We start from the raw sequence: 17,500 nt of genomic DNA, 5'->3' as shown, positions 1-17,500 counted from the left end.
AACTCACTTCGTTCGTCGCCATCCCCCCATGCCTTTGGCATAGGGAGGAGAGAAGAAGCGAATATGCGACTGGCCTTCCCCACTGATCCCGTGTACACACCGCCGCCCTTTTGTGTGTCTTCGGCGGAACCTCCCATGTCTTTGCGTCCCTATTGCGGTATAGACTTCGGCACCTCCAATTCGGCGGTCAGCGTCGGGCGCGGTGATCAGGTGCAGCTTGTCCCCGTTGAAGGCGATGCCGTCACCCTGCCCTCGGCCCTCTTCTTCAATACCGAAGAGGACCACCTCAGTTTTGGGCGCAAGGCGATTGCCGAATATCTCGACGGCTATGAAGGCCGTCTGATGCGCGCCCTGAAATCGGTGCTGGGCAGCCATCTGATCGGGGAAACCACGCAGGTCGGCACAAAGCGCAAAAACTTCCGTGAGATCATTGGCCTCTACATCGCGCACGTGAAACAGGCCGCCGAACGCCACGCCGGTGAGCGCATCGAAGACGTGGTGCTGGGCCGTCCTGTGCACTTTGTCGATGACGATGCGGAGGCCGATCAGCGCGCCGAAAACGAGCTGCGCGGCATTGCCGAGGCGCAGGGCTTCAGGACCATCCGCTTCGAATACGAACCTCTGGCCGCCGCCCGCGATTACGCCAGCCGCCTCAGCGCGCGCGAAACCGTGCTGGTGGTCGATATCGGCGGCGGCACGTCGGACTTTTCGGTCCTCAGCCTGTCACCGGACCATTCCGATATTCTCGCCAATACCGGCGTGCATATCGGCGGCACTGACTTTGACCGCCTGCTCAGCATGGATACGGCCATGGTCGATATGGGCTGGAAGTCGAAGCTGAAAAGCGGGCTCGACATGCCGGGCCTGACCTATCATCAGCTTTCGACCTGGCACCTGATCAACTTTCTCTACACGCAAAAGGTCATGCACAGCGTGCGCGAACTGCACCATCTGGCTGAACGCCGCGACCTGACGCAGCGCCTGATCAGGGTGCTGGAAGACCGCATGGGCCACGCCATCGCCAGCCGCATCGAAGCCGCCAAGATCGCTTTGTCGGCCGATGAAGTCACGCACATCGACTATGCCGATATCGAAGCCGGCTGGGTGTCGGACGTGACGCGCGAGACGCTGATTACGGCGACGGCGCGCGAAGTGGCCAAGGTGGTGGCCACCGCCTTGCTATGTGTGGAAAAGGCGGGCCTTAAGCCGGACGCCATCCATACCCTGTTCATGACCGGCGGTTCGACTGCCATGCCGGGCTTTGAGGCCGCCATGCAGGCCGCCTTCCCGGCTGCCAACATCAATTACGGCGACCGCTTTTCATCGGTGGCGTCGGGTCTGGGTCTGGCGGCACGGGCGCAATATGCCCGATAATATCCGTTAGCGATTAAAGGCTTGCAGAAAAAGATCGACGGCTTCTTGGGCCCCTGTCAGCGTCACCCCCATATAGGTTTCGCTTTCGAAATTGATCTTCTGACCCTTGATCTTATAGGTGGCGCTCAGAATTTCCTGAGAGCCGCCGAGACCCCACCATGTGCCGACGCGCTTCGCCTTCAGCGCCTTAAGCGTTTGACGGATACGTAACGCCAGCTCTGTATCGTATTCGTTGCCTAAAGCCACACTTTTTATCGACATGGCCCCCCCCTCCGAACCTATATGCCTATTTCTACAACCCTTTGATCCATGTGAGCAGAGCGGCATCGTCGCTCATGTCCCCCTCGAACACATGCGCCGGGCGTTGCGGCTCATTATTGCCGCGCGGGCGTCCGCGATAGACCTTCATAGGCACCCCAATACCCGCCATCCCACTGGGCAAGGTCTGGTCGCGGACTTCCATATAGAGGGTGTCGGCTGAGGTTTCGCGCCCGACCTGCACCGCGCCCAGCGCCTTCCACAGATCCACCGCATCGAGGCACGCCGACCCGCAAGAGGTATCCGTCAGGACAAAGACACGACCCTTGAAAAGGGGCGCTTGCGGTCCGGCAAGTCCTTGCGACGCTTCGCCCTCATTGGCATCGTGCCAGTAGGCTTCACCCTTATCGCGCGCCGCCTTCATCCCGGCCAGTGCGCGCTCGCCCCACTGAATGGCCTCAACGCTGCCGCTATTGGCCTTCTGATCGGCTACGAAGGCGGCAATGGTGGCTATATTGGCTTCGGATGGCCGCCAATCGACGGCGTCCGCGCCTCTGGCCTCATGGGCCGCCGTCCACTCGCCGCCCCAGATTTGACGCGCAATCTCATAGCCCCATTGCGATGAGCCGCCGCCATTGCCGCGCAGGTCCAGCACAACACGACCGACCCTGTTTAACCGCGCCGGGTCGGCCTTGAGCGCGGCGATCAGGGCGGTCAGTTCACGATAGTCGTCGCTTTGTGTATTTCCATTAAATCCGGGCGCAGACAGCCACAACGTCCCCTCGGTTTCGCGCAAACCGAAACGATAGTTACCAGCCGGCCGTGTCAATTGACGATATTTGCCAAGGTCTTCGTTACTGATCTGCGTCCACATCAACCGATAGGTTTTCGCGCCCGCTTCGGTGGCAAAGCGGCAGGCTTTCAGCGGCTTGAGATAAGGGTTGTCCGTATTGACGAACAGAAGATCGCCATAGGTGACGCGCTGCGATTCGAGAAACCAGCGCCCGCGGAACGCACCGACGCGCTGTTCGGCCAGCGGGCCCGCCTTAGTCCCATCGCACGAAATCAGCTTCGCCCCCATAGGCGGCGTGTCCGTACGGCCCTCCTGGCGCGCCGCCACGACCTGATTTACACCCGTCCATACGGTCAGAAAACCCGGCCAACTATTGTTGAGCCTGGCCCCATCGCCGATGCCATAAAGCTGCACATGGCCGTCATCGAACGCCGCCTGATAGGCCCGAAGCGCCCACCACCAGCCGCCGGGCGTATGCACCGTCTTCGCCCGTTGCAGCGCCTGTTTCAGCCCGGCCTCAGCACGCGGGCGAAAGCCGGGGTTAAGCGGATCGACCGGCCCCGGATGGCTGTCCATAATGGCGGCGTGAAAGGCCGTCACATCGGCCTCCAGCCGCGCCTTCCAGTCAACAGGACTGGCGGGCGCTGTGTCCTGCGCCTGCGCCGCGCAGGCGGTGCCTGCGATAAGCCCTGCCAGCAAAAGAATCCGGTGCATTCGCTCCCCCGTTCGGATATGAACACCACAGCTTATCCCGTTCCGGTTGATTGCCAAGAGGCGAAGGACCAGACTACCCGAAATAATGCGACAAAATCGCAAGGACCGGCTTGCCATCGCCACCCGGCTTCTGTATTAACGCGCTAACACAGTAACACACATGACTGACAAGCCCGCCAAGACCCCGCAATCCTTCGCCGCCGATGAGGCGGAGCTGGTGCGCGCCCTTCTGACGCTCAAAACGCCCGAAGAGGTGCGCGCCTTTCTCGACGACCTGTGTACGCCGTCGGAAATCCGGGCCTTTGCCGAACGCTTTAAGGTCGCGCGTCTGCTGGACGAAAACGCCCTCTCCTACCGGGACATCTCGGAACGGACGGGGGCATCGACCACCACCGTCACCCGTGTGGCGCGCTTCCTGCGCGACATGCCGCACAAGGGCTACCGGCTGGTGATCGACCGATTGAACCAAGAAAGTCACTAAAGTCCTATGCCTTCCGAAACCCTCAGACTGCGTATCGCCGTTCAGAAATCCGGCCGTCTGGCCGACCGTTCGCTGGAGCTGATTTCCGGCGCGGGCCTGCGCGTCATGAAGGGCGCCAATGAGCTTTTGTATCGCATCGAGAACCAGCCCATCGACCTCCTGCGCGTGCGCGACGACGACATCCCGACCTTTGTGGCCGATGGCGTCGCCGAACTCGGCATCGTCGGTTACAACGTGCTCGCCGAACACTTTCCAGAAGATGACCTCGAAGAGCGCATCGTCATGCGCCTCGGTTTTGGCAAGTGCACGCTGAAGATCGCCGTGCCGGACAGCGTCACCTATGAGGGCCCCCAAAGCCTCGAAGGCAAGCGCATCGCCACCTCCTACCCCAATATTCTGGGCAAATGGCTAAAGGACCGGGGCGTCAGCGCCACCATCGTCGAAATGCGCGGCGCGGTCGAAGTGGCCCCGCGCATGAAGATCGCCCACGCCATCTGCGACCTCGTCTCGACCGGCGCGACGCTGGAGGCCAATGGCATGAAGGCCGTCGATCTGGTGCTGGCCTCCGAAGCCGTGCTGATCAAGGCCCCGCACGCGCCGCCAGCCGATCTGGCGCACGTCTATGACATGCTGCTGCGCCGTTTCGATGGCGTGACGGCCTCGAACGGGGCTAAATATGTGATGCTTAACGCGCCGCGTGAGCATCTGAACGAGATTATCGAGCTGATTCCCGGTGCCGATGCCCCGACCATCATGCCGCTGGCCGGGCGCGAAGACACGGTGGCGGTCCATGCGGTGTGTCAGGAAAATGTCTTCTGGGACACGCTGGACAGGCTCAAGGCCGCGGGCGCTTCGGCGATCCTCGTCCTGCCGATCGAAAAGATGATGAAGTAGGTGTCGCGGACACCCTTTTAGTTAGGCCTGCGGCATCGCAGGCGGGTATGCACCATGAAGACCTTTATCTGGAACGATCTCAGCGCTTCTGAGCGCAAGACGGCCCAAAAAACCGTCCTTGCCCGTCCGGAAAACCGGCGCGACGCCCGCGTGCTCGAAACGGTGAAGACCATTTTCGACGACGTCGAAGCGCGCGGCTTTGAAGCCGTCACGGACTGGGCGACGCGGCTCGACGGTCACGCCCCCGTGCGCGTCGAGCTGACGCGCGGTCTGGTCGATGAGGCGCGCGCCAATCTGAGCGCCGAAGACCTCGCCGCCATGGAACTGGCGGTCGAACACGTGCGCGCCTTCCACGCGGCTGAGTTGCCGTCCGCAGGTCCCATCATCGCGCCATCGCAAGGCCTGTCGCTCCAGCGCGTCTATCGCCCGATCTCGACCGCAGGCCTCTATGTGCCGGGTGGCACGGCGCCGCTGTTTTCGACCCTGATCATGACCGCCGTGCCCGCTCTGGTCGCCGGTGTGCCCAACAGAGTCTGCGTCACCCCGCCAGCCAAGGACGGCTCGCTGCACCCCATGATGATCGCCGCCGGGGCCGCTGCCGGTCTTGAGGCCGTGTGGCGCGTCGGCGGGGCGCACGCTATCGCCGCCATGGCTTTGGGCGCACTGCCCGACGTCCCGGCAGCGGACAAGCTGTTCGGGCCGGGCAACAAGTACGTCGCAGAGGCTAAAAGATACGCCACCGAGCGCATCTCCGGCATCGCCATCGACATGCCCGCCGGGCCGTCGGAGCTGATGGTCATTGCCGATGCCTCGGCCAATGCGAAGCTGATCGCCGCCGACCTTCTGTCACAGGCCGAACACGACGCCGATGCGCAGGTGGTGCTGGTGACGCTGGACGCGGATCTGATCACCGCCGTCGCCGCCGAACTTGAGACGCAACTGGCGACCCTGCCGCGCGCCGCCATTGCCCGCGCCTCGCTGGAGCAGGCCCGCCTGTTTGTGGTCGATAGCCTTGAGGCCGCCGCCGAAGTCGCCAACCTCTACGGCCCCGAACACCTGGCGCTTCAGGTGGCCGATCTCGACGCCCTGATCCCGCAACTGACCGCCGCCGGAACGGTGTTCGCCGGGACCTATGCCGCCGAAACCTTTGGCGATTATGCGGCGGGGCCCAGCCACGTCCTGCCCACCGACGGCGCGGCGCGGGCCTGGGACGGCATCACCATCCGCTCCTTCCTGACCAGCTTTGTGGTGCAGCGCGCCACCAAACAGGGCGCGGCGACCATTGCGCCCGCCGCCGCGCGTCTGGCGCGTCTGGAAGGCCTCGAAGCCCATGCGCTGGCGGCAGATTTCAGGCTGGAGGTTTAAAATGACACTGTTGTGCACTGCCGCCAGCTTTTTAAGTTGCGCTACCGCTTCGCTGTCTGAGCGCAGGGCGGCAGATTTCCGGTTAGAGGTCTAACATGTTCGCGTCTCCCTTTACCGCCCTCAATGCCCAGGGTTCCGGCCTCGAAGCCTCGCCGCCCTCGCTGGAGCCGCTGCGTGAGCGCATGGCTGAGCTTTATGGCGTCGAGCCCTATCAACTCATGGTCACGCGCGGGGCCTCACACGCCACCGAAATCCTGATGCGCCGCCTGAAGGTCAATGGCTATGAGGCCGTTTTCACCGAGCCCTGCTATTCGGAGCGGCAATACCACCTGCAAAGTCTGGCCGACGCTTATGGCCTGACGCTGAAACAGGCGACCAAGCCGCTGATGACGCTCAAGGGCGCGGGCATGTACGTCATCGACAACCCCGCCATGCCCGATGGCAAGGCCTGGGACCTGATCGCGGCGCGCACCCTGGCCGTTGAAATCTTCCCGGCCCTGCTGGTGATCGACGAGAGCTATTTCGACGTCTGCGACGCCCAGAGCCTGATCGAGCTGACCAAGTCCGAATCGAACGTGGTCGTGCTCAAAAGCCTGTCCTTCCTGTACGGGCTTTCGGGCGCACGGGTCGGCGCGCTGATCTCGTCGGCCAAGACGCTGAACGGTCTGACGCGTTTCTGTGAGCCGGTGCCGCTGCCCACGCCGTCGATCCGCGCCGCCGAAGCCGCTCTGGCCCCGTCGCGCGCCTTAAGCGTTCAGGCGCGCATCGACCTGATCCGCGGCGAACAGGCGCGCTTGCGCGACGCACTGGAACAGGCGTCCGCCGTGGTGCAGTTCCACGTCAATGACGGCCCCTTCGTGTTTATCAAACCGAAGGACCTGATCCGCAGCCAGACCCAGCTCAAAAAGTTCGGCATCACCGCCAAGAACGCCTATGAGGGCCTGATCATGGCGCTGGGCGACAAGGCGCACAATGACCGCATTCTGGCGGCGCTCGGGGTCAGCATGGAAGCCGGACGCCCAGCGCGGCGCGGTGAGGTGCTGCGCGACACCAAGGAAACGAAGATTTCGGCCATTGTCGATCTCGATACGCCCAAGCCGGTGAAGATTCACACCGGCATCGGCTTCTTCGATCATATGCTGGATCAGGTGGCGACGCACGGCGGCTTCTCGCTGCAACTGTCGTGTCAGGGCGATCTGGAAATCGACGGCCACCACACCATCGAAGACTGTATGCTGGCCTTTGGTCAGGCTTTGAAACAGGCGCTGGGCGACCGCGTCGGCATGGCGCGCTTCGGCTTTGTCCTGCCGATGGATGAAACCGAAGCGAAGGTGTCAATCGACATTTCCGGCCGCGCCTTCTGCGTGTTCAAGGGCGAGTTCGACGCCAGCCACATCGGCGACTATCCGACCGAAATGACCGGCCACGCCTTCCGTTCGCTGTCCGAAGCGCTGGGGGCCTCGATCCACGTCGAGGTCGCGGGCGAAAACGACCACCACAAGGTCGAAGCCTGCTTCAAGGCGCTGGGGCGTGCCCTGCGCATGGCGACCCGCATCGAAGGCGACGCCCTGCCCTCGACCAAGGGGATGCTCGCATGAGTCAGGTCGTAGTCATCGAACTGGGCTGCGCCAATACCGCCTCGGTGCTGTTCGCGCTGGAGCGTCTGGGCGCTGAGGCCGTGCTGTCGTCGGATGCCGCCGAAATCCGGGCCGCCGATCGCGTGGTGCTGCCCGGCGTCGGCGCGGCGGGCTTTGTGATGAGCCGTATCCACGAGCTGGGGCTCTATGACACGATCCGGGGCCTGACCCAGCCGCTGATGGGCGTCTGTCTGGGGCAGCAACTGCTGTTCGACAGCTCTGAAGAGGGTGATGTTGCCTGTCTGGGCCTCATTCCGGGCCGGGTCGTGAAGATGGACGCCCCTAAGCCGCTGGTCGTGCCTCATATGGGTTGGAACCAGTTACAGGCCGTGCGCGAAGACCCGCTGACGGCGGGCCTGAATGCGGGTGACTATGCCTATTTCGTGCACAGCTTCGTCTGTCCGGTCACCGAACATACGCTGGCGCAATCGACCTATGGCGCGCCGTTCGCGGCTATGGTGCGTAAGGGGAATGTCTGGGGCTGTCAGTTCCACCCCGAACGCTCCTCGGCCGCCGGCGCGAAGATACTCGAAAACTTTCTGACACTTTGATACCTGCAACACCCACCCCGCCCCCACCCCCATTTGCTGCGCAAATGGTCCCCCTCCCCACCCCGGGGTGGGGAGGTATGAAACACCGCACGAGGGGCGCAGCCCGGAGATGCGGTGGGGGTTCTTCCTTTTTACGCTGCGCCGGAGTTACGGCATGATCCTCTACCCCGCTATCGACCTGATCAACGGTGAATGTGTCCGCCTCGCGCAAGGGCGGTTTGATGCCGTCACCAGATACGACTCCGACCCGTTCAAGCGTCTGGCCCTGTTCAATGAAGAGTTCGCGGAATGGGTACATATCGTCGATCTCGACGGGGCGCGCGCCGGCTCACCGCAGCAACACGAACTGATCGGGCGGCTGGCGCAGGCCTCGCGCGCCAAGATCCAGACCGGCGGCGGTGTGCGGTCGCGTGCCCATGTGCAGACCCTGCTCGATCAGGGCGTCTCCGCCGTCGTGGTCGGCTCTGCCGCTGTGAAAGACCCCAAGGAGGTGCGTGGCTGGCTGCGCGACTTCGGCAAGGAACGCATCACGCTGGCTCTGGACGTTTTACCCACCAGGGATGGTGATTTCGACGCCGCCCTGCACGGCTGGACCGAAGGGTCGGGGATTTCGCTGTGGAAGGTGCTCGACGAATATCCGGTCGGCGTCGCGCAGCGCATCCTCGTCACCGACGTGTCGCGCGACGGCATGCTGATGGGGCCGAACATGGACTTGATGCGCGCCCTGAGACAAAAACGCCCGGACCTCGACATTCAGGCGTCGGGCGGCGTGCGCTCGGTCGAAGACCTCTATGATCTCAAGGCGCTGGGCGTACACGGCGCCATTGTGGGTAAGGCCATCTATGAGGGCCTGATTGATTTGAAGGCCGCGCTGAACGTGGGATAGTTTTTAGTCGGGCTTTTTAGCCCAAAACCGCTTCACACTTTTGGGAAAGCCCTCATATGTTAGCCAGACGCATCATCCCCTGTCTCGACGTCAAGGACGGCAAGGTCGTCAAGGGCGTGCAGTTTGTTGGCCACGAAGTGCTGGGCGACGCCGTCGATATGGCGCTGCGCTACCGCGACGAAGGCGCCGATGAACTGGTGCTGTATGACATCACCGCCTCTGCCGAAGGGCGCACGGTGGATTACAACTGGGTGCGCGACATTGCCCGTGCGCTCGACATCCCCTTCTGCGTGGCGGGCGGCATCCGTTCGGCGGAGCAAGCCGTGAAGTGCCTCAATTCCGGGGCCGACAAGGTGTCGATCAATTCGCCTGCGCTGGAGCGTCCGGACCTGATCAACGAACTGGCCGAAATGGCCGGGTCGCAGTGCGTGGTGGTGGGGGTGGATTCAAGAGAACTGCCCCTCCCGAAAAGTGGGAACCGCTTTTCGGATACAGAGGGGCAGCCGCCTTTAAATAGCGATTATTACGTTCATCAGTATTCCGGCGATCCGGACAAAATCCGCGCCGCGGGTCGTCGCACGCTCGACTGGGTGGTCGAGGCGGCGGAACGCGGGGCCGGTGAAATCGTGCTCAACTGCATGAATCAGGACGGTGTACGCAAGGGGTATGATATTCGGCAACTCAGGCTGGTGCGCGACCTGATCGACATTCCGCTGGTGGCCTCCGGCGGGGCCGGCGCACCGGAACACTTTACCGAGGTCTTCGATCAGGCCGACGTGTCGGGCGCTCTGGCCGCCAGCGTCTTCCACAAGAAGATCATCCATATCCCGGACCTCAAACGCGACCTGCAAAAGGCGGGAATCGCGGTTAGGGTATAGTTCGCGCCCGTCCAATCGCAGATTGGGCGGAAATAAAGCGAAAAAATCTCGCAGGGCCGCCCCAAGAGATTTTTTCTCAATCTGATAAAACGTGAAAAAGTATCGAGGCACAGCCGAGAGACTTTGTTCACGAGGAAATTATATGCCCGAAGCCCACAAACTCCCCAATCCCCTGACGCTGGCCGAAATCGACGCGCTCGATTTCACCAAGGGCGACGGCCTGATCCCCGCCATCGTGCAGGACGCTGACACGCTTCAGGTGCTGATGCTGGGTTATATGGACCGCGCCGCCCTGAGCGAGACCCTGACCGATCGTCAGGTGACCTTCTTCTCGCGGTCAAAAAATGGCCGCTGGCGCAAGGGGGAGACGTCGGGCGATTTCCTCAATCTGGTCAGCGTGACCACCGATTGCGACGAAGATGCCCTGCTGGTGTTGGCCCGTCCCGTCGGGCCGACCTGTCACACCAAAACCACCTCGTGCTTTGGACACGACACCGCGCCCGGCATCGGCTTTATGGGCCATCTGGCCGCCGTGGTGAAGGACCGCGCCAAGGCCCCGCCGGCCGACAGCTACACCGCCCGCCTGATGCAGAAGGGCGTCGCCAAGATTGCCCAGAAGGTCGGCGAAGAAGGGCTTGAAACCGCTCTGGCCGGGCGCTGCGGTGACCTCGACGAACTGCATAACGAGGCTGCCGACCTGCTCTATCACCTGTCGGTGCTGCTGATGGCGCGCGACACGACGCTGGAGGCCGTGCTGGATATCCTGCGCGAGCGTCACACAGGGCGGTAAGTCCTTTCCGCGTTTTCGGATTCGACAAGTGCCCGCTTGGTGTTAGAACGGGTAGGATAACGCCGATCCGAGCCTGCCCATGCGTCGCCCTGCCTTTGTCCTGTTCCTGTTTGTCCTTGTCGCGCTGGTCAGTGCGCCGGATATAGCGCGCCGTTTCACCGACATCGACGCCGCGTGGCTAGGCTGGGTTCAGGCCTTGTTGATGGCAGCAGGGGTGGTCTTTGCCGCCCGCGCCCGTTTGCGCGATGCCGGTAAGCCCGAAGGCTGGCTATGGCAGGCCCTGCTGGTCGTCACGCCTGTCTATGCCCTGTTTGCCTCACCGGTCGCAGGTCTTCTGCCCATACCAAGTCAGCTCAGCACCCTGGCCCTGGTCGGGGCCAACGGGCTGGTGTTCGGTGGACTAGTCGCTCTGGCCTTGGTGCCGTCGGCTCACCCCGCAACATCCGCTACGACCCGCCGATCAGACTCCGATGGCGGCTTTGTCCCGGCGACGGACACGTCCTCCGCTCCGTCTTCCGGCAAGGGCACACACGATTCGTCCAGCGACAACGGCTCTGCCGACTCATCAAGCAGTGATGGCGGCGGGGACGGCGGCGGCGGCGGCGGCGGGGATTAATAGATCGGACAGGCCTTCCACTCATAGGGCACGGCCATCAGCGAGCGGCCGCGCCATTCGATGCGATAGCCGCGACCTTCGGCCGGGCGGTCAGACATGTCTTCGCAACGGCTCATGCTGACATAGCCCAGCACCTGCTGCCCCTTACGCTCGGCGGAATACTTGCCATCGGCAAAGCGCACCTTGGCCGTGTCGTAATCCTGCCAGACGCGCTCACCGTCGCGCACCTGACGCTTCAGCACCACCACGTCCAGCGCCTTGTGGTCGAAGGCGCGCATATAGCCGATGACCTCTTCGAAGCAGATACCGGGCAGAAGCTGCGCCGTGTCCGGGCACGAACTGCGCGCCATGGCCACCGGACGCGCCTCGCCATAGGCTTCGAAAATGTCGCGCGGCGTCGGCGCAGGCGGCGCGCCGCAGTCGCTCAAGGCCTCTTCGGCGACAAACAGCGCACCCTCGCGGTCGTGCACACGGAAGACAGTGGCCTGAGTCGCCGAACAGCCCGACGGGATGGTCAGCTTGCTGCGCTCGAACCAGCGCTTGTCGGCCTTGAACCCCTTGCTGGCGCGCTTGAGCACCAGTTGTTCGACCGCCTCGTCCTTCAGCACATCGCCGGCGCGCACCGCGTATTTCGAGGCGATGAGGTCCAGTTCCTTTTCTTCCGCATGGGCTTGCAGATAGGCGATACCCGTCTGCGCGCAGTAGGTTTTGCGCACCACATCGCTTTCGGCACAGGCCGGGTCCGGCTGCGCCAGATAGCGCCAGTCACCTTGCGCGCGCAGGGTTTCGGTGCGCGGCCAGGCGTCGCGGCTGGCGCGTACCGGGGCCCCGGCCACGGGCGGATCAACCGGAATGGATGGGCCATCGACGCGCCAGGGGCCGTTCGGCTGACGCGGACCGCCGCCACAGACCACGGTCTGACGCTCCTGCGCCACCGTCTGCCCGCCACGGGTTTCGACCGTGTAGAACACACCTTCGCCGCGCAGGGCATAGCAGTCGCGCGGCACAAAAACGTCCGAGGTCGGCAGGTCGGCTTCGCGCCAGCGCAGGCCTTCGGGCGTCAGGGTCAGGTCGAACAGGCTGTAATCGCGGCCATAATCGCCGCGCACGGCTTCGCCCGCGGCTGCCGCATAGCGCACACCCAGCACCCGCGCCTGAGTAAGTCCGGAGGCCTTAAGCGTCGCCGCCACGCCGTCAAAACAGGGGCCATTGTCGAAAGACCGCGAGGCTTCGGGGCAGTTGGCCTTTGGCGTCGCCACATAGCGGGCCGCGCCCAAAACCTCATGCACCGTGCCGATTCGCGCCGGCTCCACCAGACGCGGCGTCATCTGCGCCTGCGCCACGGCCGGATACACAATGGCCCCCAAAGCTATACCGGCCACGATCAAACCTGGCTTACGTAAGCGCATGTTCGCCCCCATTTCTGCAATCTGTGATATTTTCGCTGCACGTCCCTGACAGCGTCTTTACCATAACCCACAGGGCAAACAATCGCCATAATTTCCAGCAAATGAGGCACCATAGGAGAAGGTCGGCCACGCGTTCATTGGTAAGCCTTGCCTCAGAACCTTTTAGTTGCAGTCGTCAACGATTTGCGGCATATTTGTGATGATTTAAGGCACGAGGCATGGGCTTTGCCTGACCTCAGACTCTCGATTTCAAAGTGGCGTAAGGCTGGCCGGGGCAGACCGGTGGGGACTTTCTGGACGCGCATCTCACATGTCGGCGCTGTTTGACATCATTATCGGCTTTATTGCGGCCCTTGTTTCCGCGGCCTTCCTGCATTTCGGTGCCGGTGCGGCGCCTGAACAGCCGAAACCTGCGCCCGTCACCCAGAAACAAGCCGTGCCGGCGGCCACGCCGAGCGCACCGGTCACACCCGTAAGCGAAACCACCCCGCTCAGCCAACCGGCCCCGGCGCAAGAGGCCGCCCCTCGGACCGTGGCCGTCAAAAGCGAAACCGTAAAGTCTGAGGCCAAACGCGATGCAGCGGTGAGCGCGCCCGTCGTGCGGGTGAAGGTCGTGCGCTCCGAAGCGCAAACCGCGCTGCCGCCGGTGGCGGCACCCGCGCCTCCGGCTCCGCCCGCCCTGGCCCTGCCGCCTCTGCCAGCGGTTCCGGCCCTGAGACTGCACGTTGCCGAACTGAGCGCCGAGGATCAGGCCAATATCGCGCGTGAAGTGGAAAAGAGCCTGCGCGCCGCCGAACGGGCGGGCGCGCTGGAAATCGCCGTGCGCGGCGAAGATGCCAGGTGGGTGATCAAGGCGACAAAGGCCGCCAAAGCGTCGCGTCAGGCACAGGAAGACGCGCTGAGCGGTCCCTGCCCGGACTCGCATGGGGTCCCCGCGACGGGTCAGATTCGCACCATCGTCGCCCAATAGGCCGACAGGGCGTCGCCGCCGAACCCGGACAGGGGGCGGCCTATGGTAAACATCCTCGCCTCTACCCCGCTAAACCATTTGCGTTATCAATGATCTGCGGCTAGCGTTCGCCTCACGGGAGAACCCGGCTTTCCGGTGGTAAAGACCCTGGCGCAGGACAGTATTCTATGAAATCTCGCATTCGTCCCCCTCTGAACCTCTCGTCTTCCGAGACGCGGGGGCGCAAATCCAGACTGCGCCCGCTGTTTGAGGACGATACGCCTGCCGAAGATACGGCCCCAGAGGCAATGCCAGAGGCAATGAATGCCGAGACGGCGAACCTGAGCGCGGATACGGACGATCTCGACATCCCGTCGGCCGCGCACCTGAGCGATGCCCGCACAGACAGCGAAGCGACGCATGACGTCGTGCCTGAAACCGCGCAGGCCCCGCTTGAGGTCGAGCCCGCGCCGGTGGACGACCTGCTCGACCGGCCACTGGATTTCCATGCGGTCTCAGAGCCGCAACCGGCCCCGCCGCCCGCCGAAACGGTTGAGGCTCCGCTGCACGCCCCCGTGCCGCCGCCGACCCACACTGAGGCGCCGTCCGCCCTCACCTCGCACCGCAAGGCCGAGCCCGCCACCGCGCCGGTCAGCCCCGTGGAAGTCAAGCCCGACGGCATCATGAAGCTGTCGGGCGGTTCACCCGTGCCCTTCTGGGGCGGGGTGACGGTGATCAGCCTGGGCTGGGCCCTGTGCCTGACGGCCTTTATTCTGGGGGCCGAAACCCAGATCGCCGCCTTTACGCTTCAGCCGTTCCGCGTGGTGATTCTGGGGGCGCTGGCCCTGTTCCCCATCGGCCTGATCGTCGCCACGGCCTTTGCGCTGCGCCATGCCGCCGCCCTGTCGCGCGAAGCCCGCCGCACGGCGGCGCTGGCCGACGCCATGGTTGCCCCCGCCGCCATTGCCGCCACCCAGACGACCGCTCTGGTCGAGTCGCTGCGTCAGCAGGTCGAGCAGGCGGTGCGCGCCGTGCGCGTGGCGCACAACGACCTCAATGAACTCAGCCTGCGCATGAAGGTTGAAACCGAATCCATGCTGGCCGCCGCCGAACAGGCGCGCCAATCGACGCAGACCATCACCGGGGCCCTGTCGCTTGAGCGGCAGGCGGCGATGGATATGGGCGTGCAACTCGATGAACAGGCGCGCGGCGTTATCGACGCCGTGGACCGTCAGGCGCGTATGGTCGCCGATGCTTCCGATCTGGCGCAGACGCAGTTGCGCGAAGCCGAAGCCGCACTGGCGGCGCGCGCGGCTGACCTCGCCACCGTGGCCGCCGATACGCACAATACGGCGCGCACCGTCGCCGAAGACCTGGATCGTCAGACCCTGCGTCTGGAAACCGCCGGGGCCGGCGTCGCCGATCAGATCCGCAGCGTCGAGGAAGGCCTGGGGCAGCAGCGCGCCGGGCTGGTCTCCGCCGCCCTGTCGCTGCGCGCCGATCAGGAAGACTTCGCCGTCCATCTGGAAAACCAGCGCGCACAACTGTCCGAAGCGCTCAGCGTGACGCGCAACGCCACCATCGAGCTGGGCGAAAGCTCGTCGCGCGGCGTCGATATTCTGCGCGATCTGGTGCTGCACGCGCAGGAACAGTTCCGTCAGGTGCTCAACGGCGCCGAAAACGAGCGCACGGCCTTTGAAACGCGCATCCATTCGACCCTGTCCAACATCTCGGTCATGGCCGCCGATGCGCGCGATGAACTGATCAACGAGACCCGCCGCGCGCTGGAGCAGCTGAATATCGCCGCCGAAGACGCCCGCCGCGCGGCCGCCGATGCCGCCCAGACGGCGCAGGTGCGCGTCGATCGCCTCAACGAATCCCTGTTCGAAGCGGGCAAGAAGGCCGATGAGGCGTTCGATGCCCGGTTCAATTCCGCGCGTCGCCTGATCGAGGATTCTGCGACGCTGATCGACGAAGCCGGCCTGACCGCCGCGGATCGTCTCGACAACGCCTTTGGCCACGCCCGCGACGGCATCAAGCAGGTGGAGATGGCGCTGAGCGACCTCAATGCGCGCGCCGACGAACTGCCGCTACAGGCCAAGTCGCGGCTGGAGGAAATCCGCCGCGCGGTCGAAGACGGCCTGCTGGCCATGACCGAGGCGGCGCGCAAGGCGGCGCTGGAAACCGAAAGCGTCGATCAGGCGTTTCAGGAGCGGGTCAAGCGCAATTACGACATGCTGACCGAAGCCGTGCGCCTGATGGGGGTCATTTCGTCCCAGCCCCTGCCCACCGCACCGCCCGCCCCCAACCCCTATGTCGAGCGCTTTGAGCGCCCGCGCGCCGCGACACCCGAACCGCGCACACCTGCGCGCCCCGAACGTCCTGAGCGTGCGCGCCGTGCGCTCGACCCGCTGGAAGCGCCGCTCGATACGCCGCGCCCGATCTCTGCCACCCCGTCGGCGTCGCGTACCCCCAGCGGCCTGTCGTGGCGCGACCTGCTGAACGGCATGGATGGCCGCGAAGCCCCCCCGCGCGCCGCGCCTGCCCGGCCAGAGCCCGCCCCCGCCCCCGTGGAGCCCGGCGGCCCGGACAATCTCGATGACCTGATGATTGCCGAAGTCGCCTCGATGGGCGTCGATGCGCAGGCCCTGCTCAACCGTTCGCGCCTCGAAGAAATCATCGCCGCCATCGTCGCCGACGATAACGAAGGCGCGCGTCTGGTCCTGCGTCGCATTGCGCCGGCGGCCATCCGCCGCCTCAGCCGCCGCCTGACCACCGACGCCAATCTGCGCGATCAGGCGCAGGAATTTGTCACCTTCTACGACCGGCAGCTCAATATCGCCCTGCTCACCCGTGATCCGCGCGGTGCCCTGACCGAGATACTGGCCACCCCGACGGGGCGCACCTATCTTTTGTTCGACGCCGCCATCAGCGATCTGATCTGATGCAACTCACCTGTCGCTCCGAAGCCTGGCCCATTGCCGGGCGCTTCACCATTGCCCGCGGCTCCAAGACCGAGGCGCATGTCATCTATGTCGAGGTGACGGACGGCACGTACAGGGGCCACGGTGAAGCGGTCCCCTATGCCCGCTATGGCGAAACGGTCGAAGGCGCGCTGGCCGCGCTTGACGCCGCACGCGCCGCCATCGAAGCGGGGCAAATACCCGCCCTGACGGGGGCCGCCGCCAATGCGCTCGATTGCGCCCTGTGGGATTTGCGCGCCAAGGCGTCGGGTGTCCCCGCCTGGAAGACGGCGGGTCTGCGTAGTTTCAGTCCGCTGAAGACCGCCTATACGCTGAGCCTTGATACGCCCGAAGCCATGGGGGCGCAGGCCGCCGTCAATGCCCGCCGCCCGCTGCTCAAGCTGAAGATCGGCGGGCCGGACGATCTGTCCCGCGTGGAGGCCGTGCGGCGCAATGCCCCCAAAACGCGCCTGATCGTCGATGCCAATGAAGGCCTGACGCTGGATAGCCTCAAGGCACTGGCGCCCGAACTGCAACGCCTCGGCGTCGTGCTGATCGAACAGCCGTTGAAGGCGGGCGAAGACGACGCACTGGAAGGTTATAAATGCCCCGTGCCGCTGTGCGCCGACGAAAGCCTGCATACGCGCGCCGAACTGGACCGCTGCGCGCGCCTCTATGATGCGGTGAATATCAAGCTCGACAAGACGGGCGGCCTGACCGAGGCTCTGGCCCTGAAACAGGCGGCTAAGGATAAGGGGCTGAGGATCATGGTCGGCTGCATGGTCGCCACCTCGCTCAGCATGGCTCCGGCCATGATCGTGGCACAGGGGGCGGACTTTGTCGATCTCGACGGGCCGCTGCTGCTGGCCAAAGACCGCGAGCATGGGCTGAAAATCACCGGTTCGATGCTGGAGCCGCCCGAACCGGCGCTGTGGGGGTAGA

16 protein-coding genes are annotated in these 17,500 nt (G+C 64.2%); 13 read left to right on the top strand and 3 right to left on the bottom strand.

The window, feature by feature from the left end; translation table 11 throughout:
• Positions 1 to 135: 135 nt before the first annotated feature.
• Positions 136 to 1,374, top strand: coding sequence for an Hsp70 family protein (locus tag ACK8OE_RS07975; protein ID WP_410272119.1), 1,239 nt, complete (start codon positions 136 to 138; stop codon positions 1,372 to 1,374).
• A gap of 6 nt (positions 1,375 to 1,380) precedes the next feature.
• On the opposite strand, the gene ACK8OE_RS07970 is transcribed toward ACK8OE_RS07975, so the two are convergent.
• Together ACK8OE_RS07970 and ACK8OE_RS07965 are read right to left on the bottom strand one after the other, a co-directional pair.
• Positions 1,381 to 1,635, bottom strand: a complete 255-nt coding sequence (locus tag ACK8OE_RS07970) for a hypothetical protein (RefSeq protein ID WP_410272118.1) — start codon at positions 1,633 to 1,635, stop codon at positions 1,381 to 1,383.
• Positions 1,636 to 1,666: 31 nt separating this feature from the next.
• On the bottom strand, positions 1,667 to 3,139 hold the full coding sequence (locus ACK8OE_RS07965) for a S41 family peptidase (protein WP_410272117.1): 1,473 nt from the start codon (positions 3,137 to 3,139) through the stop codon (positions 1,667 to 1,669).
• Between the two features lie 160 nt (positions 3,140 to 3,299).
• On the opposite strand from ACK8OE_RS07965, the gene ACK8OE_RS07960 reads away from it, so the two are divergent.
• The 9 genes from ACK8OE_RS07960 (at position 3,300) to ACK8OE_RS07920 (ending at position 11,237) form a co-directional block, all read left to right on the top strand.
• Positions 3,300 to 3,620: a YerC/YecD family TrpR-related protein gene (locus ACK8OE_RS07960; RefSeq protein WP_290796203.1), complete on the top strand. Its 321-nt coding sequence runs from the start codon at positions 3,300 to 3,302 to the stop codon at positions 3,618 to 3,620.
• Between the two features lie 6 nt (positions 3,621 to 3,626).
• Complete coding sequence (gene hisG / locus ACK8OE_RS07955; RefSeq protein WP_410272116.1) at positions 3,627 to 4,514, top strand: ATP phosphoribosyltransferase; 888 nt, start codon at positions 3,627 to 3,629, stop codon at positions 4,512 to 4,514.
• A gap of 54 nt (positions 4,515 to 4,568) precedes the next feature.
• The gene (gene hisD, locus ACK8OE_RS07950) at positions 4,569 to 5,879 is read left to right on the top strand and encodes a histidinol dehydrogenase (RefSeq protein WP_410272115.1); all 1,311 of its coding nucleotides are present in this window, start codon (positions 4,569 to 4,571) and stop codon (positions 5,877 to 5,879) included.
• A gap of 95 nt (positions 5,880 to 5,974) precedes the next feature.
• Positions 5,975 to 7,477, top strand: coding sequence for an imidazoleglycerol-phosphate dehydratase HisB (gene hisB, locus ACK8OE_RS07945; protein ID WP_410272114.1), 1,503 nt, complete (start codon positions 5,975 to 5,977; stop codon positions 7,475 to 7,477).
• Positions 7,474 to 8,067 (top strand): imidazole glycerol phosphate synthase subunit HisH, encoded by a 594-nt coding sequence (gene hisH, locus ACK8OE_RS07940; protein ID WP_410272113.1) that lies wholly within the window; start codon positions 7,474 to 7,476, stop codon positions 8,065 to 8,067. Before hisB ends, hisH begins: the two co-directional genes overlap by 4 nt.
• A 154-nt stretch (positions 8,068 to 8,221) precedes the next feature.
• On the top strand, positions 8,222 to 8,953 hold the full coding sequence (gene hisA / locus ACK8OE_RS07935; protein ID WP_410272112.1) for a 1-(5-phosphoribosyl)-5-[(5-phosphoribosylamino)methylideneamino]imidazole-4-carboxamide isomerase: 732 nt from the start codon (positions 8,222 to 8,224) through the stop codon (positions 8,951 to 8,953).
• Positions 8,954 to 9,009: 56 nt separating this feature from the next.
• Positions 9,010 to 9,831 (top strand): imidazole glycerol phosphate synthase subunit HisF, encoded by an 822-nt coding sequence (gene hisF / locus ACK8OE_RS07930; RefSeq protein ID WP_126421124.1) that lies wholly within the window; start codon positions 9,010 to 9,012, stop codon positions 9,829 to 9,831.
• A gap of 142 nt (positions 9,832 to 9,973) precedes the next feature.
• Positions 9,974 to 10,621, top strand: a complete 648-nt coding sequence (gene hisIE, locus ACK8OE_RS07925) for a bifunctional phosphoribosyl-AMP cyclohydrolase/phosphoribosyl-ATP diphosphatase HisIE (protein ID WP_410272111.1) — start codon at positions 9,974 to 9,976, stop codon at positions 10,619 to 10,621.
• A 79-nt stretch (positions 10,622 to 10,700) separates the two neighbouring features.
• Positions 10,701 to 11,237, top strand: coding sequence for a hypothetical protein (locus ACK8OE_RS07920; RefSeq protein WP_410272110.1), 537 nt, complete (start codon positions 10,701 to 10,703; stop codon positions 11,235 to 11,237).
• On the opposite strand, the gene ACK8OE_RS07915 is transcribed toward ACK8OE_RS07920, so the two are convergent.
• A complete protein-coding gene (locus tag ACK8OE_RS07915) occupies positions 11,234 to 12,646 on the bottom strand; it encodes a hypothetical protein (RefSeq protein ID WP_410272109.1) in 1,413 nt (470 codons plus the stop codon). The genes ACK8OE_RS07920 and ACK8OE_RS07915 overlap by 4 nt on opposite strands.
• A 310-nt stretch (positions 12,647 to 12,956) precedes the next feature.
• Here ACK8OE_RS07915 and ACK8OE_RS07910 point away from each other — a divergent pair, with 310 nt between their 5' ends.
• From ACK8OE_RS07910 to dgcA, 3 genes are all read left to right on the top strand, one after another.
• Positions 12,957 to 13,616, top strand: a complete 660-nt coding sequence (locus tag ACK8OE_RS07910) for a hypothetical protein (protein ID WP_410272108.1) — start codon at positions 12,957 to 12,959, stop codon at positions 13,614 to 13,616.
• A 167-nt stretch (positions 13,617 to 13,783) separates the two neighbouring features.
• Positions 13,784 to 16,540, top strand: a complete 2,757-nt coding sequence (locus ACK8OE_RS07905; RefSeq protein ID WP_410272107.1) for a tipN — start codon at positions 13,784 to 13,786, stop codon at positions 16,538 to 16,540.
• Positions 16,540 to 17,499 (top strand): N-acetyl-D-Glu racemase DgcA, encoded by a 960-nt coding sequence (gene dgcA / locus ACK8OE_RS07900; RefSeq protein WP_410272106.1) that lies wholly within the window; start codon positions 16,540 to 16,542, stop codon positions 17,497 to 17,499. Before ACK8OE_RS07905 ends, dgcA begins: the two co-directional genes overlap by 1 nt.
• Position 17,500 lies beyond the last annotated feature (1 nt).

The organism is Asticcacaulis sp. W401b, from assembly GCF_046503825.1.
Classification (GTDB): domain Bacteria; phylum Pseudomonadota; class Alphaproteobacteria; order Caulobacterales; family Caulobacteraceae; genus Asticcacaulis.
Note: the sequence above shows the minus strand (reverse complement) of the source record. Positions and strands in the feature narration are given on the sequence as shown.